Origin of the sequence: Cellulomonas sp. Leaf395, assembly GCF_001424125.1 — a bacterium.
GTDB lineage: Bacteria > Actinomycetota > Actinomycetes > Actinomycetales > Cellulomonadaceae > Cellulomonas.
In genome coordinates this window covers 485,410-507,410 of record NZ_LMQI01000001.1, presented here as the reverse complement: position 1 = coordinate 507,410, position 22,001 = coordinate 485,410, and the positions used below count along the sequence as shown (strand labels likewise).

Genomic DNA, 22,001 nt, shown 5'->3' with positions numbered 1-22,001 from the left:
AGCTGCGGATCAGAACCCGCCGCCGAAGTCCTCGCCGCCACCGCCACCGGCCGGCGCCTGGTTGCGCTCCGGCTTGTCGGCCACGACGGCCTCGGTGGTGAGGAACAGCGCGGCGATGGAGGCCGCGTTCTGCAGGGCGGAGCGCGTCACCTTCACCGGGTCGTTGACGCCCGCGGCGAGCAGGTCCTCGTACGTGTTGGTCGCGGCGTTGAGGCCGTGACCCACGGGGAGGTTGCGCACCTTCTCGGCGACGACGCCACCCTCGAGACCGGCGTTGATCGCGATCTGCTTGAGGGGAGCCTCGATCGCGAGCTTCACGATCGCGGCACCGGTCGCCTCGTCGCCCTCGAGCTTGAGGCCCTCGAACGCGGTCTTGCCGGCCTGGATGAGCGCCACGCCACCACCGGCGACGATGCCCTCCTCGACGGCCGCCTTGGCGTTGCGCACGGCGTCCTCGATGCGGTGCTTGCGCTCCTTGAGCTCGACCTCGGTGGCCGCGCCCGCCTTGATGACGGCGACGCCACCGGCGAGCTTGGCGAGGCGCTCCTGGAGCTTCTCGCGGTCGTAGTCCGAGTCCGAGTTCTCGATCTCGGCGCGGATCTGCGAGACGCGGCCCTGGATCTGGGCGGCGTCGCCGGAGCCCTCGACGATGGTGGTCTCGTCCTTGGTGACGACGATCTTGCGCGCCGTACCGAGAACCTCGAGGCCGACCGTGTCGAGCTTGAGACCGACGGTCTCAGAGACGACCTGGCCACCGGTGAGGATGGCCATGTCCTGCAGCATCGCCTTGCGGCGGTCGCCGAAGCCGGGCGCCTTGACGGCGACCGACTTGAACAGGCCGCGGATCTTGTTGACGACGAGCGTGGCCAGGGCCTCGCCCTCGACGTCCTCGGCGACGATGAACAGCGGCTTGCCGGCCTGGATGACCTTCTCCAGGAGCGGCAGCAGGTCCTTGACGTTCGAGATCTTCGACTCGACGAGCAGCACGTAGGCGTCCTCGAGGACGGCCTCCTGGCGCTCCGGGTCGGTCACGAAGTACGCCGACAGGAAGCCCTTGTCGAAGCGCATGCCCTCGGTGAGCTCGAGCTCGAGGCCCAGCGCGCTGGACTCCTCGACGGTGATGACGCCTTCCTTGCCGACCTTGTCGAGCGCCTCGGCGATCAGGTCGCCGATCGCCTGGTCGCCGGCGGAGATGGCGGCCGTGGCGGCGATCTCCTCCTTGGTCTCGACGTCCTTCGCCTGCGCGAGCAGAGCAGCGGTGACGGCCTCGACGGCCTTCTCGATGCCCTTCTTCAGCGCGATCGGGTTGGCGCCGGCCGCGACGTTGCGCAGGCCCTCGCGCACGAGCGCCTGGGCGAGCACGGTGGCGGTGGTGGTGCCGTCGCCCGCGACGTCGTCCGTCTTCTTGGCGACCTCCTTGACGAGCTCCGCACCGATCTTCTCGAAGGGGTCCTCGAGGTCGATCTCCTTGGCGATGGAGACGCCGTCGTTGGTGATCGTGGGGGCGCCCCACTTCTTGTCCAGGACGACGTTGCGGCCCTTCGGGCCGAGGGTGACCTTGACGGTGTCGGCGAGGATGTTGAGTCCCCGCTCGATGCCGCGGCGGGCCTCCTCGTTGAAGGCAATGATCTTGGCCATGGGGCTGTGATCCTTCACTGGGTTCGGGTCGGCCGAGGGTGCCCGCGACGGACGGGACGCCACGCGCGGTCTTGTCCCGCGTGCGACGGCCCTCACCGGACGGCCGGGATGATTCTGTCACTCTCCACCGGAGAGTGCTAAGTCCAATGGTTAGCACTCGACCCCCGAGAGTGCAAGCAGCGTTCGCCCAGGGCGCCACCGCACGACGCCTCGATCACCTCGCTCCAGGCACGTGCACGCACCTGACGCGGCTATCGTGCGCGTGTGCACGATCACGACGAGGAGGTCGACGACCACGGCCGACACGCCGTGGTCACTGTCGCGCGCGCGCACCGCCGTCGTCGCACGAGCGGGCTCGTCGCCACCGCGCTCGTCGCCGTCACGACCCTGCTCGTCGCCACCGCGCCCGCGGGAGCGCTCGCCACCGAGGCCCACGCCGAGCCGGTCGTGATCGCTGAGCGGACCGTCCCCGAGTACGCGGCCATCCCGCTCTACCTCGAGGGCCTCACCACGATGCCCGGCGGTCGACGGCTCCCGCTCGAGGTCGGCACCGACGCGACGTTCCTGGCCGGCACGCACGTCGTCGACCCCGCAGCCTCCACCCTCGCGCGCGTGGTCGCGGGAGCGGCGGCGAGCGAGCGCGGACCGACCGTGAGCGCCGCCGCCTCCGTCGCGGGCCGGCAGCGAGCCTGGCTGGCCGAGGGCACGGTCCCCGGCACCGGCGGACCGTACGAGGACATGTCGCGTGCCGCCCTGCTCGACCTGCACGCGCTCCTGCTCCCCGACGGTGCGGCGGTGGCGGCCTGGTCCGAGAAGTGGCGGTACGTGTGGCCGCGCGACGCGTCGTTCGTCGCCGTCGCCCTGGCCCGCACCGGGCACGTCGACGACGCCCTCGAGATCCTCGGATTCCTCGACCGGGTCCAGTCGCCCGACGGCTCGTTCCAGGCGCGCTACCTGCCCGACGGCTCAGGCCCGCCGGACGACCGCGGCGTGCAGACCGACGGCACGGGCTGGGCGATGTGGGCCTCCGGGCTCGTGCTCGCGGAGATCGACGACGCCGACGAACGTGCGGCGGCCGCGGAGCAGCTCCTGCCGATGGTGCAGCGCTCCGCCCGGCACGCGATCTCCCTGGTCGCGCTCGACGGTCTGCCGCCGGCGTCGCCCGACTACTGGGAGGTACCCGAGGACACGCTGACGCTGGGCACGGTCTCCCCCTTGGTCGCGGGGCTCCAGCAGGCCTCCGTCGTCCTGGCCCTCGCCGACGAGGATGCGCTGGCACGGTCGGCGTTCGACGCCTCGATCCGCTCCAAGGTCGCCGTGATCGAATCGTTCGGCGCCACCGGGTTCGCGCGGTACGCCGCCGGGGGCCACGCGGACGCCGCCAGCGCGTTCCTGCTGCCGCCGTTCCTGAGCAGCGCGGTTCCCGGTGTCGAGGAGGCGTGGCGGGCGTCGGCCACGACAATGGTGCGGCCGGCGAACGGTCTCGCGCCGGGCGCGGGGTGGCGCGACGACGGCGTCTCGTGGACCCCGCAGACCTCCCTCTACGCGTGGGTGGCGGCCGAGGACGGCGACGTCGAGCTCGCCGACGGCTGGCTCTCGTTCCTCGACAGCCATCGCACCCGGTCGGGGTCGCTCCCGGAGAAGGTGCTCGCCGACGGGTCCCCCGCCGCCGTGGCGCCGCTCGGCTGGAGCGCGGCGTGCGTCCTGCTCGCGCTCGACGCGCTCGAGTCCGCACCCGCCGAGTCCTGACACGCCGACGGGCCGCGCCCCCGGGGTGGGGTGCACGGCCCGTGCGACGACGGTCAGATGGCGCGGACCTGCTCGGCCTGCGGCCCCTTGGTGCCCTGGCCGACCTCGAACTCGACGTCCTGGCCTTCCTCGAGGGACCGGTAGCCGTCCGACTGGATGGCGCTGAAATGCACGAAGAGGTCCTGGCCTCCCCCGACCGGGGTGATGAAGCCGTACCCCTTCTCCGCGTTGAACCACTTGACGATGCCCTGAGCCATGCGCACTCCTCGACGTCCGGTGCCGAGCGCTCCGCCGGCGCTCGGTGCGCGAGAGCCTAGTGTCCGCGTTCGGGCTCCGACCAGGGCCGATACGGGTGGGTCAGGCGTCCGGGTCGCTGACCAGCAGCACGGAGATGCCCGCGTTGTCGCCTGCCTGCAGGACGACCTCGGTCAGGCCGAGGGTCTGGGCGACCAGGTCCGCTGTCGGCCTCAGGTCCTCCGACGTGTAGGAGACGGTCGAGGCGTCGACGGTCGGCTCCGCGTTGCCGGTGGTGACCGCGGTGAAGCCTGCGGCGGTGAGCTCCGCTGCCTGCTCAGCGGCGAGGCCACCGATGCTGGCCGCGTTGAGCACCTCGACCGGCGTGCTCAGCACAGGGGCGGGCGCGACCGGCTCGTCGACGGGCGCCGTCTCGGTGTCCGTCGGGACCTCACCCTCGGTCGCGGCGTCCGTCGGGGTGTCGTCCTGCGCCTCGGGCGCGGTCGAGGTGCCCGGGAGCGAGGGGAGGTTGCCGTCTCGCGCCGCGAGGTTCACCAGCGCGAACGCGAGCACGGGCAGGAGGGCAAGGACGACGAGGAACTTCCACCACCTGCTCCAGGCGGACCGGGGTGCGCGATGCACCCCCCGGGGGACGTCGGGGTTCGACGGGACATCGAACTCGTCCTCGGGGTAGGAGTACTCCGCCTTGCTCACGCCGGACAGGCTAACGGCTCAGATAGTGCGAACGGGTCCACCTCGAGCACGACGTGTGCCGTGTCACGTGCGAGGACGTCGGTCGCGACCGCCCACCGGGCGGCGGATCAGACGTCCCCGAGCCGGCGGGCCGTGCGGGCGCGCTGCCGGGAGGAACGCATCCGACGCAGCCGCTTGATGAGCATCGGGTCGTGCGCGAGGGCAGCCGGGTCGTCGATCAGGGCGTTGAGCACCTGGTAGTACCGGGTGGCCGACATGTCGAACAGCTCACGGATCGCCGACTCCTTGGCACCTGCGTACTTCCACCACTGCCGCTCGAACGCGAGGACCTGCTCGTCGCGCTCGGAGAGTCCCGCATCCGAGGCCGGGTGGATGCTGCGGGGCTGCTCGAGCGATCCGATGACGATCGTCGCGGCGTCCATGCGTCCTCCTGTGCTCTCGTGGTGCTGCACTCTTCCGACGGCCTGGGCGGTGTACCGCCGGCGACCTCGGTCATCGTACGACCGTAATGACACGCATGTCATTCCCGACGGCGCGTCGTCCCCCGTGTGCCGCGACCGGCCATCAGGAGGACGCGCGACGGCATCGGCACGGGCTCCGGCGACCGCCCTTCGGTACCCTCGCCCGCGTGACCGTCGCACCCCTGGACCAGCTCGTCGCCCCCGACTGGGCGGTGGCGCTCGCGCCCGTCGAGCCGCAGCTCCGTGCCGCGGGCCAGTTCCTGCGCGACGAGGTGGCCGCCGGGCGCGGCTACCTCCCGGCCGGCGACGCCGTCCTGCGCGCGTTCCGCCGGCCCCTGGCCGACGTGCGGGTGCTGGTCGTCGGTCAGGACCCCTACCCCACGCCGGGGCACCCGATGGGGCTGTCATTCTCGGTGCAGCCCGACGTCCGCCCGCTGCCGCGCTCGCTGACCAACATCTTCACCGAGCTGGTGGCCGACGTCGGCGTCGCGCCTCCGCGCAACGGGGACCTGTCCCCGTGGGCGGACCAGGGCGTGATGCTGCTGAACAGGGTGCTGACGGTCCGTCCCGGCGCGCCGGCGTCGCACCGCCGGCAGGGGTGGGAGGCGGTGACCGACCGGGCGATCGCAGCCCTCGTCGAGCGCGGTGGACCGTTGGTCGCGGTGCTGTGGGGGCGCGACGCGCAGTCGCTGAAACCGGCTCTCGGCGACGTGCCGACGGTCGAGAGCGTTCACCCGAGCCCACTGTCCGCCAGCCGCGGCTTCTTCGGCTCACGGCCGTTCTCGCGCGTGAACGAGCTCCTGGTGGCACAGGGGGCGCAGCCGGTGGACTGGTCGCTCGGGTGAGCGTCGGGGCAGGATGTCCGTCGTGCTAGACGCCCCGACCCCCCGCTGGTCCCGCTACGTCGCCATCGGCGACTCGTTCACCGAAGGTCTCTGGGACGACCCCGACGGCCGTGAGGCTCCGCAGCGCGGCTGGGCCGACCTGCTCGCCTCGCACCTGTCCGCTCGCCGCAGCGCCGCGGGCGAACCGCCGCTCGAGTACGCGAACCTGGCCATCCGGGGGCGGCTGCTGCGCCCGATCCTCGTCGAGCAGCTCCCGGCGGCGCTGGCCCTCAAGCCGGACCTGGTGAGCCTGGTGGGCGGCGGCAACGACCTGCTCCGGCCCGGCGCCGACGTCGACCGGATGGCGCGCAACCTCGAGGCGGGCGTCGTCCGGCTGCGCGAGGGCGGGGCCGACGTGCTGCTCGGCACCGGTGTCGATGCCGCCGACAGCCCGCTGGTGCGAGCGATCCGGAGCCGCGTCGGGATCTACAACTCCCTCATCTGGTCCATGGCCCGTCGTCACGGCGCGTACGTGGTGGACCTGTGGGGCATGCGCTCCCTGCGCGACTGGCGGATGTGGGCCGAGGACCGCATCCACCTGACCACCGACGGGCACGCCCGCGTGGCTCAGGGTGCCCTCGTCGCGCTCGGCCTGACGCCCGACGACGCCGCCTGGGACGACCCCCTGACTCCCCTGCCGCCCACGCCACGGATGCAGCAGGCCCGCCAGGACGCCGCCTGGGCGCGCGAGCACGTCTACCCCTGGGCGACGCGGCGACTGCGCGGAAAGTCGTCCGGGGACGACCGGGCGCCCAAGCGCCCCGACCTGTCGCCGGTGGAGTGAGCGGAGCGCGCGGCCAGTTGACCCGTCGGTCGGCGCCGTCCTCCATGATCGACGCATGACCGAGCACCGCGGCGACGCGACTCCCACGACAACCACGATGACGGTCCGCGGGGAGGACTGGTACGCGCGGGACCTGTCCGGCCAGGAGTTCCGCAACGTCGAGTTCGTGGACCTCGACCTCACCGAGTCGTTCGGCGTCGGCGCCGTGTTCGAGGAGTGCGTGTTCCGGCACGCCAAGCTCAACGCCTCCGTGCACACCGACGCCGCGTTCATGAACTGCACGTTCGTGCGGTCCACGTTCTTCGACGTGCGGTTCGAGCGGTGCAAGGTGATCGGCTCCCGCTTCGAGGACTGCACGTGGGACATCGCCAAGGTCGAGGGCGGCAACTGGTCGTTCGTCTCGCTGGCCAAGGCGGACCTGCACTCCGCGTCATTCACCGGCGTACGCCTGCGCGAGGCCGACCTGACGGGCGTCCGCGCCACGGGCGGCACGCTGCGCGACTGCGACCTGTCCGGCGCGTGGCTGGACCGGGCCGACCTGACCGGGTGCGACCTGCGCGGCAGCGAGCTGACCGGGATCGACCCCTCGGCGGTGACGCTCGACCGGGCGATCATCACGCTCCCGCAGGCCGTGACGATCATCGAGTCGATGGGCCTGGACCTGCGGGTGGAGTGACGGCACGGGCCGTGCGACCACCGGCCGCGCGCCTGGTCACGACTCGAGAGAGAGGCCCTCGAAGCTGGCGACGATCGTCGGTCGGAGGTCACCCTCCGGAGGTACCCATGATGCCGGGTCGAGGTCCACCTGCACCCCGGAGCGGATGTCCTTCACCTGCGGCGCACCGCCTCCGACCGACGGGAACGCCACGAACGGGATGCTCCGGCGGTCGGCGAAGCGGATCTGCTTGCCGAACGGGGTCGGTGACGGCGCGACCTCGCACGCGATCCCCCGGGCACGCAGCTGGTGGGCGAGGTCGACGCTGGCCGGCCGCTCCTCCTCCGAGACGAGAGCGACCAGCACGGCACTCGGCACGGGCCGGGTGCTGGAGAGCAGCCCGCGCGCCACGAGCGGAACCACGCTCCGCGAGACGCCGAACGAGATGCCGACGCCGGGGTAGGTGGTCTTCCCGTCGGTCGCGAGCGCGTCGTACCGCCCGCCGCCGCCGACCGCCTTGAGGTGCTCGAACCCCTGCATGTAGATCTCGACGACGGTCCCCGTGTAGTAGTCCAGACCGCGCGCGATCCGCAGGTCCGCGACCACCCGCACGTTCTCGGTGGTCACCGAGCGGGACGCGCTGATCACTGCGCGCAGCTCCTCGAGCCCGGTGTCCAGGAGCTCGGACCGGACACCCAGGGCCATGACCTGATCCACGAACGACTCGTCCGCGCTGGAGATCGTGGCGAGCTCCAAGGCCCGTCCGGCCGTCCGCTCGTCGAGGCCCACCTGCTCCACGAGCAGCCGGACCACCTCGGACCGGTCCACCTTGTCGAGCTTGTCGAGCATCTTCAGCGTCGAAGGGATGTCCTCGACGCCGATCCCCTCGAGGTAGCCCTGGATCAGCTTGCGGTTGTTGAAGCACAGGGTGAGGGGCGGCAGCGGGAGCCGCGCGAGCGCCTCGACCATGACCGTGACCACCTCGACGTCGTGGTGGAACGGAAGGTGGTCGACGCCGATGATGTCGACGTCCGCCTGCGTGAACTGGCGGAACCGACCCTCCTGGGGGCGCTCGCCCCGCCACGCCGGCTGGATCTGGTAGCGGCGGAACGGGAAGGTCAGGTGACCCGCGTTCTCGACCACGTAGCGTGCGAGCGGCACGGTGAGGTCGAAGTGCATCCCGAGCGCTCCGCGACCGCTCGCCGAGTCGTCGGGACCGTCGGCGCTCAGCCGGTTGAGCAGGTAGATCTCCTTGTCGATCTCCCCGCCCTTGGCCAGCCGGTCGAGCGGCTCGACGACGCGAGTCTCGATGTTGGCGAAGCCGTGGAGCTCGAAGGTGGACGCCAGAGCGTCGATCACTCCGCGCTCGACGACCCGTCCGGCAGGGAGGAACTCGGGAAACCCGCTCAGCGGGTCGATCTTGGCCATCTCATCCTCACGGCGTCGATCCCGCCCTCGCCGGACGGGGGTTCACACGATGGAGCCCCCTATCGGATTCGAACCGATGACCCCCTGTTTACAAGACAGGTGCTCTGGCCGACTGAGCTAAGGAGGCGGGCGCGCCCAGGATAACCGGGCGCCCCGTGCTGGGGCGCCCGGTCATCACGGGTCAGGACTTGGCGGCGTCGACCGCCTGCTTCAGCGCGCCGGGGGTCTGCCACCCCTCGAACGGCTCACCGTTGATGAGCACGGCGGGCGTGGAGAGCTTCGGCAGGTCGGTGCCCGCCTGGTTGGTCGCCGCGGCGCTCCACGGGGCGAAGGTCCGCCAGGTGCCCTCGACGGACTCCTCGTCCTGCGTGGCGAAGGTGCCGTCCACCGTGTCCGTGAAGGTGGCTGTGACCTCAGCCGGGACGCCGAGGTCCTCGGCGAGCTGGGCGATCTCGGCGTCCGTCAGACCCGAGGTGCCTTCCTCCGGCTGGTCCTTGTACAACGCGTTGACGAACGCGGTGAAGTGCTCCGGGGACTTGTCCGCGACGATCGCCGTGGCGTTGACCGTGCGGGTGGAGTACGAGCTGCCCGCGGAGAGGTGGTCGAGGATCGCGACGGGGTGGTACGAGATGGTCACGCCGCCCTCTTCCAGCATCGCGTCGAGGTCGCCGGCGTTGGTCTCGTCGAACTGGCCGCAGAAGGGGCACATGTAGTCGAAGTAGATGGTGAGGTCGACGTCGCCCTCACCGGCCGTGCCGACGCCGTCGGCGCCGGGACCGCTGACGGGGATCCCGCCCTTGTCGTTGGCGGGGGCCGGTGCGGTGACGTCGTCGAGCGCGGGCGCGATGACGTTCTCGGCGCCCTGGCCGTAGGCGACGTTCGAGTTGGCGGCCTCGTTGGCCTTGTTCTGGTTCAGGATCGAGAAGACGACAGCGACGAGCGCGACGACGGCGACGACGAGGCCGCCGATCGCGAGGAGCCGGTTCCGCTTGGCCTTGCGCTCCTGCTCCTTGCGCATCTGCGCGGCCTTGGCGCGGGCTTCGTCGCGTCGGACTGCCTTGGTGGGACGCGGGTCGTTGGTAGGCATGGGTGCTCCTGGTACGTGGGTCGGACAGCGGTTGACTTGGCCGGGCTGGGCGTCAGGCCACTGCCGGCGGGCCCCGTCGCGCGATGCTGCCCACGAGCACCCGGTCCGTCCACGCGGGAACGGACCGGCCCGGCGCGAGCCGGACACGGACGCCGCCGTCGACCGGCAGCGGCCGCACGGTACGCAGCGCGCCCCGCAGCGCCCGGCCGACCAGCAGCCGCACCTGCCGCGCGGCCCGGACGAGCAGGGCCGACAGCCCGAGACCGCACGCCGTGATCAGGAGGTACAGGGCGGCGACGGGGGCAGCCACGCTGAGCAGGACGACGGCGCCCTGCGACATCGTGCCCAAGCCGTAGGCGCCCTCCGGGCAGTCCGCGGCGTCGCGGAGGACCGACAGGCGCAACCCGAGCGGGCCGAGGACGCCGCCGGCGCTCACGCAGTCGTGCAGCAGGACCCGGCCGTGCACGGCGACGACCGCGGCGAACCCGGCGAACGCGGCCGCGGCGACCAGCGACAGGCGCGGCGCGGCCAGGTGCGGCCCTCGTCGCGCGGTCATGCGGCACAGCGTAGGGGGCGCTGCTGTGGGTCGACGTGTGCTCACGAGGATCGGGGGGTCCGGACGACCTCGACGTCGAACCCGAACGACCGCTTCCACTCCTGCGCCAGCCGCCCGCCGGCCCGCCGCACGATCCCGCGCAGCCACCACTCCTCCGGGTCGATCCCCGGGAACGCGTGCTCGACGAGCAGCGGCTGGAACCGTGCGTCGATCGCCATGACCTGGCGCCGGAACCCCTCCATCTCCGGGTAGCCGGTGAGACCCGGGTGGCGCATCGCGGCCTCGATCGTGGTGCGGGACATCGCCTCGTTGCCGTACGCAAACTCGTCGCCCCGGTACCCCCGCTCGCACTCCGCCACGAAGCTCGCCCAGCGTTCGAGCAGTTCCGCGGGGGTGTCGTCGCGCCACACGCCGCGAGCGCGGACCACCGCGGTGAAGGCGTCGTCGAACGCCGTCACTTGGCGATCTCGCGCAGGAAGTACTCGTAGCCCTCGTCGGGACGGAAGTAGGCCACGATCACGTCTCCGCGGAACACCCCGAGCGCTCCGGTGCGGCGGTCGTAGCGGACCACGTCCCCGTTGCTGCGGCGTCCTGCCACGACCTCGGGACCTGGCTCTACCCCTGCCTCTGCGGCCATGTCTGCGCCTCCCCCGGTCACCGAGCTTTCACCCCAGAGTGTGGGGGAAGGACACGCCAGGTCCCGCATCGCGAGACAGGAAACGGTGCCGAATCGGTCAGGGCAGCACCGGGGTGGGTAGCGGCGCCCAGGTGATGGGCTCGCCGGTGAGGATCTGCGCGAGAAAGACGGCGGACGCGGCCAGGAGGACGACCGTCGCGACGAGGGCACCGAGGCGCCCCGGTGCCACGACGGCCAGCACGCGCCGGGCACCGGTGCGGGTCATGAGTGACAACGGCCCCCACCAGACGACGGCTGCGCCGAACAGGACGAGCCCTCCGACCAGGATCGTGGCCGTCAGGCCCTGCGGCTCCTGGCCGGACGGCGAACCACCCACGACCCAGTGGTCGTTGCCGATGAGCCACCAGGACACCCCGAGCAGGATGATGACGACGCTGCCGGCGACCACGAGCGACGGCACCAGCCCGACGACCGAGCGCAGCAGGTGCCACGGGGCGGTCGCGAGGGCGACGGCCCCGTCCGAGCGTCGGACCCCGGCCCGCTCCCGCCGCCCGTACATGGCCTCGACCGCGGAGCCCACCGTCCGCACGACCACGACGAGGAGCACGAACACCACGAGCGCGACGCCGGGGTAGAGCGCCCCCGCGGAGCCCAGGAGCAGCGCGGCCGCGAGCAGGGTCCCCCAGCGCCGCAGGGCCGGTGGGCGCTCGTAGCCGGACCCCTCGGGCTCGGGCTTCTCGGACGCGTCGAGGTCCTCCTCGATCCAGTCGACGCTCTCCGGGTCCTCGTCCCAGTCCTCGTCCCCGTCGCCGACAGCGTTCGGGTCGAACGCGCGTGTGTGCCCGTCGTTCACGGCGACGACGGGCGCGACGGCGGCCACCGGTGCCGCCACCGGCGCGACGGCCACGCTCGCCGGCTCCGGACCCTGCACGGCGGTCGCGGCGCGGTCGTCGGCGGTGAGCACCGTCGTGCCGGTCTCGTCGGCGATCGGCTCGCCCTCCGCGACGACCAGCGTGAGCGCCGCCACCACGTCGTCCGGGGACGTGCGGTCGGCCGCGGCAGGCGCGAGCGCGCCGCGCAACGTCGTGGCGGTGAGCGACCCGACGCCGTCGAGGTCCACGTCGCCCGAGCGTGCCCGCGCCAGCACGGCTTCGAGCGGGCGGGTGCCGAACGGTGGCCGGCCGGTCGCGGCGAACGCCAGGATCGCCGCCCAGCCCCAGAAGTCGGACGCGTCGTCCGGCTCGGCGCCCTCCAGCAGCTCGGGCGCCAGGTACCCGGGGGTGCCCAGGACCAGTCCGTCGGCGGTCAGCTTGGAGTCGTCGGCGGCCTGCGCGAGGCCGAAGTCGATGAGCACCGGGCCGTCATCGCCGATGATGACGTTGGAGGGCTTGAGGTCACGGTGCACCACCCCGGCACCGTGCACCGCGACGAGCGTGTCCCGCAGACCCTCCGCCAGGCCGAGCAGCTCCTCGGCGTCCAGCGTGCCGCGCTCGCGCACGTGCTCCTCGAGGTTGTCGCCCGACACCAGCTCGGTGACCAGGAACGCCTCCGTGGAGTCGGCCTCGGCGTCCAGGACCGCGGCGACGCCCGGGTGGCGGAGCTTCTGGAGGGCGTGCACCTCACGGCGCAGCCGGTCCCTGGTCGCCGCGTCGGAGCCGACGTGCGGGTGCAGCAGCTTGAGCGCGACGGCGTCGCCGCCACCGTCGACCGCCCGGTAGACGGTCCCCATCCCGCCCGAGCCGAGGGGGGCGACGATGGTGTACCCGCCGATCTCCGACCCCGGCTCCAGACCGATCCGCTCCATCCCGGCACCGTATCCGCGCCCCGTGGACGCCGCTGGGCAACGCGCGGTGCGACCTGCACGGATAGGGTCGGACCCGACCCGAGGAGTTGATCCCTTGCCTTCCGACGCGCCCGCGCACGGCTACGACTTCGTCGTCGTCGCGAACCGTCTGCCCGTGGACGTGAGCCTGGACGACGACGGCGAACCGACCTGGACCCGATCCCCCGGCGGTCTCGTCACGGCCCTCGCGCCCGTGATGGCGAGCACGAGCGGCGCGTGGGTCGGCTGGGGCGGCTCGCCGGACCTCGAGCTCGAGCCGTTCGACGTGGACGGCACCGAGCTGATCCCCGTGGTGCTCACCGAGGACGACCTGGAGAAGTTCTACGAGGGCTTCTCCAACGACACCCTCTGGCCGCTCTACCACGACGTCATCGAACCCCCGGCGTTCCACCGCCACTGGTGGGACTCCTACCAGAAGGTGAACCGGCGCTTCGCGCAGGCGGCCGCGGACCAGGCCGCGCAGGGCGCGACGGTGTGGGTGCACGACTACCAACTGCAGCTGGTCCCGAAGATGCTCCGGGAGCTGCGGCCCGACCTGCGCATCGGGTACTTCCACCACATCCCGTTCCCGCCGCTGGAGCTGTTCGCCCAGCTGCCGTGGCGCGTGCAGGTGATCGAGGGTCTGCTCGGTGCGGACCTGGTGGGCTTCCAGCGAGCAGGCGACGCGGCGAACTTCGTGCGGATCGTCCGTCGGCTCACGGACCTCACGACGCGCGGCCAGATGGTCACGCTGTCGGAGGCCGAGGGGCACACCGGGCGCGGTCGGCACGTGCGAGCCGCGGCGTTCCCCATCTCGATCGACTCGCACGCGTTCGACGCGCTGGCCCGCACCGACGCCGTCCGCGAGCGTGCCCTCCAGATCCGGCGCGAGCTGGGTGACCCCGAGTTCCTGCTGCTCGGCGTGGACCGGCTCGACTACACCAAGGGCATCCGGCACCGGATCAAGGCGTACGGCGAGCTCCTGCTGGACGGCCGGCTCTCCCCGCAGAGCACGACGCTCGTCCAGGTGGCCAGCCCGAGCCGGGAGAACGTGGGCGCGTACCAGCAGCTGCGCGACGACGTGGAGCTCCTGGTCGGGCGGATCAACGGCGACTACGGGCAGGTGGGCCACGCGCCCCTGCAGTACCTGCACCAGTCGTTCCCCATGGAGGAGATGGCGGCCCTGTACCTCGCGGCGGACGTCATGCTGGTGACCGCGCTGCGCGACGGCATGAACTTGGTGGCCAAGGAGTACGTCGCGGCCAGGTCCGACGACCGCGGAGCGCTGGTGCTCTCCGAGTTCACGGGCGCCGCCGACGAGCTGACGGGATCGGTGCTGGTGAACCCGCACGACATCGACGGGATGAAGGACGCGATCACGTACGCCGTGCACATGGACGCCCGCGAGTCCCGCAAACGCATGCGCCGGCTGCGGAGGCGTGTGCTCGGGCACGACGTCGTCGCCTGGTCCGAGGACTTCCTCGCCGCCCTCAACGCCGTCCCCGTGCGAGCCTCCCGTGACTGACGCGCTGACGGACGCGCTCACGGTTCTTGCGGGCGACACGGCGCGCCGCCCGCTCCTCGTGGCCCTCGACTTCGACGGCACCCTCGCCCCGCTGCAGGACGACCCGTCCGCGTCGCGCATCCTCCCGGCCGGCGTGGAGGTGCTCGCCCGGCTGGCGGGGACCCCGGGGGTCGCGCTCGCGCTGGTGTCCGGTCGGGCCATGCACGACCTGCACGTCCTGGCGCACGTGCCCGGCGGCACGTTCCTCATCGGCAGCCACGGGGCCGAGCGCGCGCGGGTCACCACGTTCGGGCTCGACCGCGACGTCGTCCAGCTGACCGACGAGCAGGCCGACCGCTTGGCGTACCTCGGCGCGCAGGCCGCACGGATCGCCCGCGGCCGGGACGGTGTCTGGGTGGAGACCAAGCCGACCGCCGTGGTCGTCCACACTCGCCTCGCGGAGGCCGTCGACGCCGAACCCGCGGAGCAGGAGGCGATCACCCTCGGGGAACGGCTCGGCTCCGGCGTCCTGCACGGCAAGGACGTCGTCGAGATCTCGGTCCTGCGCGCGAGCAAGGGCGAGGCGCTCACGGCGCTGCGCGACGAGCTCGGCGCACCGGTGGTCCTGTACGCGGGCGACGACGTCACCGACGAGCACGCGTTCGAGGCTCTCCGCGACGAGGACGTGACGGTCAAGGTCGGCCACGGGACGACCTCCGCGCGGTACCGCGTCGACAGCCCGGAGGACCTCGTCGAGGCGCTCGCCGTGCTGGCCGACGGACTGTAGGGGGCCCTCACAGTCCCCTGCTGGTCGACCCCCTGGTCGAGGCGTAGCGTGCGCCTCATGCCCGGCCGGATGCGTGAGGTCGAGCTCGTCGAGGCTGCGGACGAGCCCGTACGGTCCCGCTCGGCCCCGGACCCGGCACCGTGGCCTCCCGCGGCACGACGGATGTCCGTCGAGCTCGACGACGACCCCGGTGACGAGCGCCCCGACGACGTCCTGACCGCGCGGACCTGGCTGCGGCGGCACGCCCACTGGATCGGCGGAGCGGTCGCGGTCGTCGTCGGCACGCTCGTCGTCACCCAGGTCACGCTCGACCACCGTGAGGCCACCCGCGTGGCGGCGCTCGCCGCCATCCCGGGCGTCGTGCCGCCGGTGGACGCGTCCATCGGGGTCCTGTGGCGTGCCGACCCCCTGCTCGCGCCCGCGCTCCGGTCCGGCGCGATGGTGGACGGTGTGCTCGTCGGGGGGACGCAGGACGCGACCGGCGCCCCGGCGATCGTCGGTCTCGACCCCGACACGGGCGTCGTCGCGTGGCGCACCCCCGTCGACCTGCCCACCCCGCAGCCCACCCCGACGAGCGCGTCGCCGGAGCTGTGGATGTCGTGCAACGACCTGCCGAGGGACGGGTCGCACGTGGCTGCGTGCATCGCGCAGCAGGTCGGCGAGGAGGTCCGGGGCATCCCCTCGTCGTCCGTCTGGGTGCTCGACCCGTCCCGCGGTGAGCTGCTGTCGGAGCGCGAGGTCGACGGGGGCTGGGGGCTGACGTTCGCGGACGGCGCGCTCGTCGTCGCGCAGCCCGTTTCCGCCGACGGCAAACCCGCGCGCACCGACGCGGGCTCGGTCCGCTGGAAGGTCAGCGCCCAGGACGTCGTCAGCGGCGAGCCTCGGTGGACGTGGACCACCCCCCCGACGGACGTCGTCGGCCGCGAGGACGGTCCCGAGGGGGCGCCCCACACCGCGACGGCGTGGTTGCAGTCGTCGTCGGACGACCACGTCGTGCTCGGCGTCGACAACCACGCCTGGGTACTCACCGTCGACGGCGAGCCGCTCCTGGACGTCCCCCTCGACCCCGCGTCGTGGCTGGAGACGGCCCGCGCCGGGGTGTTCATCGAGAGCACGTGGACGTCGTCGACCTACAGCGGCACGCTGCTGCTCCCCGACGGCTCCCGGGTCCCGATCGACGAGACCGCGGGCTGGCTCGCCGTCGACGACGGGTCCGCCCCCGACGTCATGTTCACCGTCGGGCAGGCTCCCGGCGGCGCCGACGGCCTCAGCGGACGGTCGGCGCGCACGGGTGACCGGCTCTGGCACGTCGACGGGACCATCGTGACGAGCCTCCTGCTCGACGGCACCGTGTACGTCGCGACGTCGGACACCCTGGTCGCGGTCGATGCAATGACGGGTGAGGTGCACTGGACGACCGAGATCGACCACATGCCCCAGCAGCTGTCGACCGACGGGCGCTACCTGCTGGTGCCGGGTCTCGGCGTGACGCTCGAGGCGTACACGCTGACCGACGGCGGGCTCGCGTGGACCGCGGACCTCGCTGACGCCGTCCGCGGGGACAGCGCCGGGCAGTCGACGGTGTTCGTGCGGGGCTTCCAGTCGGGCTGGCACGACCCCCGGCTCTACGTGTGGACGGACACCGGATCGATCGCAGTCCTGGGCTGACCATGACCGTCGCGCACGCGCACCTCGCTCCCGTCGAGCTCGACGACCCGACCGACGCCGGCCCGGCGGACGCCGGCGCACCATCCGGTCGCCTGCCGGCCTGGGTGCGGCGGCACGCGGGGTGGGTGGCCGGCGCGAGCGCGGTCCTCGTCCTCACCCTGGTCGGGGTGCAGTCGTCCCTCGACGAGCGCGAGCGCGAGCGGCTGGCGTACCTCGCCGACGTGCCCGGGGTGCTCAGCCCCTTGCACGACCCACCCGCCGCGCTCCGGACGTGGACTCCGAGCGCGGGCGCTCTGGTGGCGCAGGACCCGACCGGCCACTGGGCCATCGGCGCCCGGTACCACCTCGGCGGCGTCGACCTGCGCGGCACCGACCCGGACACCGGCGACGTCCTGTGGTCCGTGCCCTTCTCGCTCGACGCCGCCCTGCCGCCCGGCGGCCGCTCCGAGTTCCCCTCGGTCTGGGTGCGCTGCACCACGACGACCTCCCCCGACGGCCCTCGGGCGGTCTGCGCCGCGGAGGTCTCCCCGGCGCGCGCCGACGGTGCCGTCACCCCGCTGCTCGTGCTCGACCCGGCCTCCGGCAGGACGCTGGCGACCCCCAGCCTCGAGGCCGGTGCACTGTGGTCGGCGACCGGGTCGTACCTCGTCGTCGCGAGACCGCATCGCGACGCCGCCGGCGCGGTGCGCTGGATCCTCTCCGCGACCGACCCCGCGACCGGCGCGCTCCGGTGGCAGCGACGGACACCCTGGGTGCCCGAGGTGCACGAGGTCCGGTTCGGCGACCAGGTGATCCGCTCCCAGTCCGACCTGACCAGCGACGACGACCGGGTCCTCCTCACCGACAGCGGGCACGCGTGGCTGTTCAGCGCGGACGGTGAACCGCGCGGCGACGTGACGGTCCAGACCGACGGCTGGGCCGAGCTGGCGCGCTCCGGCGCGCTCGTGTGGACGCCGTGGCAGACCTTCGCGGTCCCTGCGGGCGTGCTGGTGACCCGCGACGGCACCCGCGTCGCGGTCGGCGAGCGGCCCGCCCGGCTCGCGGTCGACGACGGCAGCGCCCGCGACGTCGTGCTGCTCTCCGAGCGGAGCGCCAGGGGCGAGGCCCCGCAGGACGGCACGCTCGTCGGTCGCGACGCCACCTCCGGCGAGGAACTCTGGCGCCTCACCGGCACCACCGGCGAGCCGCTGCTCGTCGACGGTGTCGTGCACGTCGCCCAAGGTGACGGGGTCCGAGCCGTCGACGCCCGGACGGGCGAGTCCCGCTGGCTCGCGCACGTCGGCGCGCCACCCGTCTACCTGGGCACCGACGGCTCGCTCGTCGTGGTCGTCACCGCCGACCGCACGCTGCGCGGGCTGCGCAGGGCCGACGGGCAGCTGGCGACCGTGGCCGACGTCGCGCGGCACCTGGCCCTCGACCCGGGCGGTGTCGACCAGGTCAGCGAGTACGCCGGTCGGCTGCTCGTCCGGTTCCGGGACGGGACGGGGATCGTCGTGGGGTAAGGCGAGGTGAGCAGGGTGAGATGGGCCGAGACAGGGCGTCAGCCGCTGTGGCGTTGCCCACACCGGGGTGTGGACCGTCCACACCCGTGTGGCATGATGACCGCGGGTCGTCGGAGGTTTCCCCTTTCTGCGCCCGTGTCATCGAGGACACTCTTGACACTCTTCACTACGGATCGTCCGGCACGTACCTGCCGGTGAAGGGATTGATCAATCATGGCAACGGTCACTTTCGACAAGGCCTCCCGGGTCTATCCGGGCACGGAGCGCCCCGCGGTCGACGCGCTCGACCTGCACATCGAGGACGGCGAGTTCCTCGTCCTCGTCGGCCCCTCCGGTTGTGGTAAGTCCACCTCGCTCCGCATGCTCGCGGGCCTCGAGGACGTCAACGCGGGCCGCATCCTCATCGGCGACCGCGACGTCACCGACGTCCAGCCGAAGGACCGGGACATCGCGATGGTGTTCCAGAACTACGCGCTGTACCCGCACATGACGGTCGCCGACAACATGGGCTTCGCGCTCAAGATCGCCGGCACCCCGAAGGCGGAGATCCGTCAGCGCGTCGAGGAGGCTGCCAAGATCCTCGACCTGTCGCAGTACCTCGACCGCAAGCCGAAGGCCCTCTCCGGTGGCCAGCGTCAGCGCGTCGCCATGGGCCGCGCCATCGTGCGTTCGCCCCAGGTGTTCCTCATGGACGAGCCGCTGTCGAACCTCGACGCCAAGCTCCGCGTCCAGACCCGTACGCAGATCGCGTCGCTGCAGCGTCGTCTCGGTGTCACCACCGTCTACGTCACGCACGACCAGACCGAGGCCCTCACCATGGGTGACCGCATCGCGGTCCTCAAGGACGGTCTCCTGCAGCAGGTCGGCACGCCGCGTGACATGTACGACACCCCGGCCAACGTCTTCGTCGCCGGCTTCATCGGCTCGCCGGCCATGAACATCGGCACGTTCCCCGTGCTCGACGGTGTCGCCAACCTGGGCCGCGCCCGCATCGCCGTCCAGCGCTCGGTCATCAGCCAGTTCACCGACGACGACAAGAACCACGTCACCGTCGGATTCCGCCCCGAGTCGCTCGACGTCGTGCCCGACGGCACGCCGGATGGCATCCCGGTCATCGTGAACATCGTCGAGGAGCTCGGCTCCGACGCGTTCGTCTACGGCTCGCTGACCAACGAGTTCGGCCACGCCGACGCGGTGCACTCCGGTGCCGGCGATGCTCAGGTCATCGTGCGCGTCGACCCGCGCCAGGTCCCCGGCAAGGGCGAGACGATCTACGTCCGGATCCGCGAGGGCGAGACGCACCTGTTCCACGCGGGCTCGGGCGCGCGCATCGAGCACTGACCTTCGCACCACCCGACAGGGCGGTCCCGGCCTCGGCCGGGACCGCCCTGTTGTCGTCGGCTGACGCCTCGCCACACCTGGTCCGGCTCCTTGTCGCTCTCGTCAGGCTGCCCGTCGGCGTTCTCTGAGAGGATCGAGTCCATGAGCCCGACGCCGCAGCGCCTGCAGATCACCGCGGCCTCGCCCGACCCCGCACTCCTCGACCTGCCGTGGCACATCCCGCTCGAGGACTGGCCGGCCGAGACGCTCGCCGCCCTCCCCCGCGGCATCTCCCGGCACATCGTGCGGTTCGCCAAGATGTCCGGCCGGGTCATCGCCGTGAAGGAGATCGGCGAGACGGTGGCCTATCGCGAGTACGAGCTGCTGCGCCAGCTCCGACGCCTCGACGTCCCGAGCGTGGAGCCCGTCGGCGTCATCACCGGCCGCTCCGACCCCGACGGCGAGCGACTGGAGGCTGTGCTCATCACCAAGCACCTCTCGTTCTCGCTGCCGTACCGCGCGCTCTTCAGCCAGTCGCTGCGCCCCGACACCGCGACCCGGCTCATCGACGCGCTCGCGGTCCTCCTCGTCCGGCTGCACCTCGTCGGCTTCTACTGGGGCGACGTGTCGCTGTCGAACACCCTGTTCCGCCGGGACGCCGAGACGTTCGCCGCGTACCTGGTCGACGCCGAGACGGGCGACCTGCACGACAAGCTCTCCGACGGCCAGCGCGGCTACGACCTCGAGGTCGCGCGCGTCAACATCATCGGCGAGCTCATGGACCTGCAGGCCGGCGAGTTCCTCGAGGAGGACGTCGACGCCGTCGCCATCGGAGACGCCCTCGCCGAGCGGTACGGCGAGCTGTGGCGCGCCCTGACGGAGTCCGAGTCGTTCACGTTCGGGGACCGCTGGCGGGTGCAGGCCCGCATCGACCGCCTCAACGACCTCGGCTTCGACGTCGGCGAGCTCGACATCACCACGGACGTCGACGGCACCAGCGTGCGCATCCAGCCGAAGGTCGTGGACGCCGGACACCACTCCCGTCGGCTCATGCGCCTCACCGGGCTCGACGTGCAGGAGAACCAGGCCCGCCGCCTGCTCAACGACCTCGACGAGTTCCGTGCCGCCACCGACCGGCAGCGCGAGGACGAGTCGTTCGTCGCGCACGACTGGTTGACGGACATCTTCGAGCCGGCCGTCCGCAGCGTCCCCCGGGACCTGCGCGGGAAGCTCGAGCCCGCGCAGATCTACCACGAGCTGCTGGACCACCGCTGGTACCTGTCCGAGCAGCAGGGCCACGACGTGCCCATGAAGCAGGCCGCGAAGAGCTACGTGAAGAACATCCTGCCGACGCGTCCCGACGAGCAGTCGATCCTCGGCGTGCAGGCGGGCGAGATCCCGGACACGGACACGTTCCCGGTGGTCGACCCGGACCAGATCATCGGCTGACCGGGCGAGCTAGACAGCGCGCTGGCGGGCCACCTCGAACAGGGCGATGCCCGCGGCCACGCCGGCGTTCAGCGACTCCACGGCCGACGCGATCGGGATCGACGCGATGGCGTCGCACTGCTCGCGGACCAGCCGCGACAGACCCTTGCCCTCGGAGCCCACCACCAGCACCAGCGGGTCCGTGGCGTACGGGAGGTCGGTGATCGACACGTCGCCGCCGCCGTCCAGCCCGACGACGAACACCCCCGCCGACTTGAGCCCCTGCAACGTCCGCACCAGGTTGGTCACCCGGGCGACCGGGACGCGCGCCGCCGCACCCGCGGACACCTTCCACGCCGACGCCGTCACGCCCGCCGCCCGCCGCTCCGGAACGAGCACGCCGTGGGCGCCGAACGCCCCGGCGGACCGCAGCACCGCCCCGAGGTTGCGCGGGTCGGTCACGCCGTCGAGCGCCACGATCAGCGCCGGGCGGTCGGACTCGGCGGCAGCGTCGAGCAGGTCGTCGTCGTCCGCGTACGCGTAGGGCGGCACCTGGATGGCGACGCCCTGGTGCACGGACCCGTCGGTGAGGCGGTCCAGCTCGGAGCGGCTGACCTCGAGCAGGGGGTAGTTCGAGTTCCCGGTGGCGCTGATGATCTCGCGCGTGCGGTCGTCGGCCTCCAGGCGGGAGGCGATGTACACGGTCGAGACGGGGATGCCCGCGCGGAGCGCCTCGACCACCGAGTTCCGGCCGGAGACGATCTCGTGGGTCGAGCTCTTGCGCCCGCCCTTGGACCCGGCGGCGCTGCGGCTCGCTCCGGCCGACTGACGGCCGGACGTGCCACGGGTGCCCGCGACCGCCCGGCGCTCTGCGGCGAGCTTCGCCTTGTGCGCGGGGTGGTACTCGCGGTCCTCCGCCTTCGGCGTCGGCCCCCTGCCCTCGAGGGACCGGCGGTTCTTGCCGCCCGTCCCCGCGCTGGCGACCTTCTTCGAGCTGCCCTTGCGGACGGCCCCGCGACGCTCAGAGTTTCCGGCCATGTTCAGTTCTCCTTCTGATGGTCGAGCTGCGGGGTCTGATCCGGCGCTCCACGACGGGTGCGCACGCTGATCAGCTCCCCTCGGTGGTGTGGTCTCCTGCGGGCC

General features: G+C 72.4%; 21 protein-coding genes and 1 tRNA gene. 10 read left to right on the top strand and 12 right to left on the bottom strand.

From position 1 onward, the window contains the following. Positions 1 to 9: 9 nt before the first annotated feature. On the bottom strand, positions 10 to 1,638 hold the full coding sequence (groL, locus tag ASG23_RS02405) for a chaperonin GroEL (RefSeq protein WP_056019508.1): 1,629 nt from the start codon (positions 1,636 to 1,638) through the stop codon (positions 10 to 12). A 264-nt stretch (positions 1,639 to 1,902) separates the two neighbouring features. Between groL and ASG23_RS02400 the strand changes: the two genes are divergently transcribed. Beyond that, positions 1,903 to 3,387: a hypothetical protein gene (locus ASG23_RS02400; RefSeq protein WP_056019506.1), complete on the top strand. Its 1,485-nt coding sequence runs from the start codon at positions 1,903 to 1,905 to the stop codon at positions 3,385 to 3,387. 53 nt (positions 3,388 to 3,440) lie between these two features. Here ASG23_RS02400 and ASG23_RS02395 read toward each other — a convergent pair whose 3' ends face one another. From ASG23_RS02395 to ASG23_RS02385, 3 genes are all read right to left on the bottom strand, one after another. Further along, the gene (locus tag ASG23_RS02395; RefSeq protein ID WP_056019503.1) at positions 3,441 to 3,644 is read right to left on the bottom strand and encodes a cold-shock protein; all 204 of its coding nucleotides are present in this window, start codon (positions 3,642 to 3,644) and stop codon (positions 3,441 to 3,443) included. Between the two features lie 100 nt (positions 3,645 to 3,744). After that, positions 3,745 to 4,335, bottom strand: a complete 591-nt coding sequence (locus tag ASG23_RS02390; RefSeq protein WP_056019500.1) for a LytR C-terminal domain-containing protein — start codon at positions 4,333 to 4,335, stop codon at positions 3,745 to 3,747. Positions 4,336 to 4,442: 107 nt separating this feature from the next. Beyond that, positions 4,443 to 4,757 (bottom strand): DUF3263 domain-containing protein, encoded by a 315-nt coding sequence (locus tag ASG23_RS02385; RefSeq protein ID WP_056019497.1) that lies wholly within the window; start codon positions 4,755 to 4,757, stop codon positions 4,443 to 4,445. Between the two features lie 206 nt (positions 4,758 to 4,963). On the opposite strand from ASG23_RS02385, the gene ASG23_RS02380 reads away from it, so the two are divergent. Genes ASG23_RS02380 through ASG23_RS02370 form a run of 3 tightly spaced genes read left to right on the top strand, consistent with a single transcriptional unit; the run spans position 4,964 to position 7,140 of the window. Continuing rightward, positions 4,964 to 5,641, top strand: coding sequence for a uracil-DNA glycosylase (locus ASG23_RS02380; RefSeq protein ID WP_056019495.1), 678 nt, complete (start codon positions 4,964 to 4,966; stop codon positions 5,639 to 5,641). A gap of 13 nt (positions 5,642 to 5,654) precedes the next feature. Next, positions 5,655 to 6,464, top strand: a complete 810-nt coding sequence (locus ASG23_RS02375; RefSeq protein ID WP_056019493.1) for an SGNH/GDSL hydrolase family protein — start codon at positions 5,655 to 5,657, stop codon at positions 6,462 to 6,464. Between the two features lie 55 nt (positions 6,465 to 6,519). After that, positions 6,520 to 7,140, top strand: coding sequence for a pentapeptide repeat-containing protein (locus ASG23_RS02370; protein ID WP_056019490.1), 621 nt, complete (start codon positions 6,520 to 6,522; stop codon positions 7,138 to 7,140). Positions 7,141 to 7,176: 36 nt separating this feature from the next. On the opposite strand, the gene hisS is transcribed toward ASG23_RS02370, so the two are convergent. The 7 genes from hisS to ASG23_RS02340 all read right to left on the bottom strand — a co-directional run bounded on the left by hisS (position 7,177) and on the right by ASG23_RS02340 (position 12,631). Then, entirely contained in the window at positions 7,177 to 8,547 is a 1,371-nt protein-coding gene (hisS, locus tag ASG23_RS02365; protein ID WP_056019489.1) for a histidine--tRNA ligase, read from the bottom strand. Between the two features lie 50 nt (positions 8,548 to 8,597). Continuing rightward, positions 8,598 to 8,674: transfer RNA gene (locus ASG23_RS02360), tRNA-Thr, on the bottom strand. 54 nt (positions 8,675 to 8,728) lie between these two features. Further along, positions 8,729 to 9,634 carry a DsbA family protein gene (locus tag ASG23_RS02355; RefSeq protein WP_056019486.1) on the bottom strand — a complete coding sequence of 302 codons (906 nt, stop codon included), beginning with the start codon at positions 9,632 to 9,634 and terminating at the stop codon, positions 8,729 to 8,731. A 52-nt stretch (positions 9,635 to 9,686) separates the two neighbouring features. After that, positions 9,687 to 10,190, bottom strand: a complete 504-nt coding sequence (locus ASG23_RS02350) for a hypothetical protein (protein WP_056019483.1) — start codon at positions 10,188 to 10,190, stop codon at positions 9,687 to 9,689. A 41-nt stretch (positions 10,191 to 10,231) separates the two neighbouring features. After that, positions 10,232 to 10,648 (bottom strand): hypothetical protein, encoded by a 417-nt coding sequence (locus ASG23_RS02345; RefSeq protein WP_056019480.1) that lies wholly within the window; start codon positions 10,646 to 10,648, stop codon positions 10,232 to 10,234. Next, complete coding sequence (locus ASG23_RS19755) at positions 10,645 to 10,788, bottom strand: hypothetical protein (protein ID WP_157465481.1); 144 nt, start codon at positions 10,786 to 10,788, stop codon at positions 10,645 to 10,647. Before ASG23_RS19755 ends, ASG23_RS02345 begins: the two co-directional genes overlap by 4 nt. Before the next feature lie 136 nt (positions 10,789 to 10,924). Further along, positions 10,925 to 12,631 (bottom strand): serine/threonine-protein kinase, encoded by a 1,707-nt coding sequence (locus ASG23_RS02340; protein ID WP_056019477.1) that lies wholly within the window; start codon positions 12,629 to 12,631, stop codon positions 10,925 to 10,927. 94 nt (positions 12,632 to 12,725) lie between these two features. Between ASG23_RS02340 and ASG23_RS02335 the strand changes: the two genes are divergently transcribed. The 6 genes from ASG23_RS02335 to ASG23_RS02310 all read left to right on the top strand — a co-directional run bounded on the left by ASG23_RS02335 (position 12,726) and on the right by ASG23_RS02310 (position 20,879). Continuing rightward, on the top strand, positions 12,726 to 14,174 hold the full coding sequence (locus ASG23_RS02335) for an alpha,alpha-trehalose-phosphate synthase (UDP-forming) (RefSeq protein ID WP_056019474.1): 1,449 nt from the start codon (positions 12,726 to 12,728) through the stop codon (positions 14,172 to 14,174). Then, positions 14,167 to 14,940 (top strand): trehalose-phosphatase, encoded by a 774-nt coding sequence (gene otsB / locus ASG23_RS02330; protein WP_056019471.1) that lies wholly within the window; start codon positions 14,167 to 14,169, stop codon positions 14,938 to 14,940. Before ASG23_RS02335 ends, otsB begins: the two co-directional genes overlap by 8 nt. A 57-nt stretch (positions 14,941 to 14,997) precedes the next feature. Next, positions 14,998 to 16,608: an outer membrane protein assembly factor BamB family protein gene (locus tag ASG23_RS02325; protein WP_157465480.1), complete on the top strand. Its 1,611-nt coding sequence runs from the start codon at positions 14,998 to 15,000 to the stop codon at positions 16,606 to 16,608. Positions 16,609 to 16,610: 2 nt separating this feature from the next. Then, positions 16,611 to 18,110, top strand: a complete 1,500-nt coding sequence (locus ASG23_RS02320) for an outer membrane protein assembly factor BamB family protein (RefSeq protein ID WP_056019465.1) — start codon at positions 16,611 to 16,613, stop codon at positions 18,108 to 18,110. A gap of 213 nt (positions 18,111 to 18,323) precedes the next feature. Then, the gene (locus tag ASG23_RS02315) at positions 18,324 to 19,451 is read left to right on the top strand and encodes an ABC transporter ATP-binding protein (RefSeq protein ID WP_056019462.1); all 1,128 of its coding nucleotides are present in this window, start codon (positions 18,324 to 18,326) and stop codon (positions 19,449 to 19,451) included. Between the two features lie 141 nt (positions 19,452 to 19,592). Then, a complete protein-coding gene (locus ASG23_RS02310; RefSeq protein ID WP_056019459.1) occupies positions 19,593 to 20,879 on the top strand; it encodes a DUF4032 domain-containing protein in 1,287 nt (428 codons plus the stop codon). Between the two features lie 9 nt (positions 20,880 to 20,888). On the opposite strand, the gene rlmB is transcribed toward ASG23_RS02310, so the two are convergent. Then, positions 20,889 to 21,896: a 23S rRNA (guanosine(2251)-2'-O)-methyltransferase RlmB gene (rlmB, locus tag ASG23_RS02305; RefSeq protein ID WP_056019457.1), complete on the bottom strand. Its 1,008-nt coding sequence runs from the start codon at positions 21,894 to 21,896 to the stop codon at positions 20,889 to 20,891. Positions 21,897 to 22,001: the final 105 nt, after the last annotated feature.

Coding starts and splice junctions, on each gene's coding strand:
- groL (WP_056019508.1), bottom strand. CDS start 1,638: ATGGCCAAGATCATTGCCTTCAACGAGGAGGCCCGCCGCGGCATCGAG.
- ASG23_RS02395 (WP_056019503.1), bottom strand. CDS start 3,644: ATGGCTCAGGGCATCGTCAAGTGGTTCAACGCGGAGAAGGGGTACGGC.
- ASG23_RS02385 (WP_056019497.1), bottom strand. CDS start 4,757: ATGGACGCCGCGACGATCGTCATCGGATCGCTCGAGCAGCCCCGCAGC.
- ASG23_RS02375 (WP_056019493.1), top strand. CDS start 5,655: ATGTCCGTCGTGCTAGACGCCCCGACCCCCCGCTGGTCCCGCTACGTC.
- ASG23_RS02370 (WP_056019490.1), top strand. CDS start 6,520: ATGACCGAGCACCGCGGCGACGCGACTCCCACGACAACCACGATGACG.
- hisS (WP_056019489.1), bottom strand. CDS start 8,547: ATGGCCAAGATCGACCCGCTGAGCGGGTTTCCCGAGTTCCTCCCTGCC.
- ASG23_RS02355 (WP_056019486.1), bottom strand. CDS start 9,634: ATGCCTACCAACGACCCGCGTCCCACCAAGGCAGTCCGACGCGACGAA.
- ASG23_RS02350 (WP_056019483.1), bottom strand. CDS start 10,190: ATGACCGCGCGACGAGGGCCGCACCTGGCCGCGCCGCGCCTGTCGCTG.
- ASG23_RS02340 (WP_056019477.1), bottom strand. CDS start 12,631: ATGGAGCGGATCGGTCTGGAGCCGGGGTCGGAGATCGGCGGGTACACC.
- ASG23_RS02325 (WP_157465480.1), top strand. CDS start 14,998: ATGCCCGGCCGGATGCGTGAGGTCGAGCTCGTCGAGGCTGCGGACGAG.
- ASG23_RS02320 (WP_056019465.1), top strand. CDS start 16,611: ATGACCGTCGCGCACGCGCACCTCGCTCCCGTCGAGCTCGACGACCCG.
- ASG23_RS02315 (WP_056019462.1), top strand. CDS start 18,324: ATGGCAACGGTCACTTTCGACAAGGCCTCCCGGGTCTATCCGGGCACG.
- ASG23_RS02310 (WP_056019459.1), top strand. CDS start 19,593: ATGAGCCCGACGCCGCAGCGCCTGCAGATCACCGCGGCCTCGCCCGAC.
- rlmB (WP_056019457.1), bottom strand. CDS start 21,896: ATGGCCGGAAACTCTGAGCGTCGCGGGGCCGTCCGCAAGGGCAGCTCG.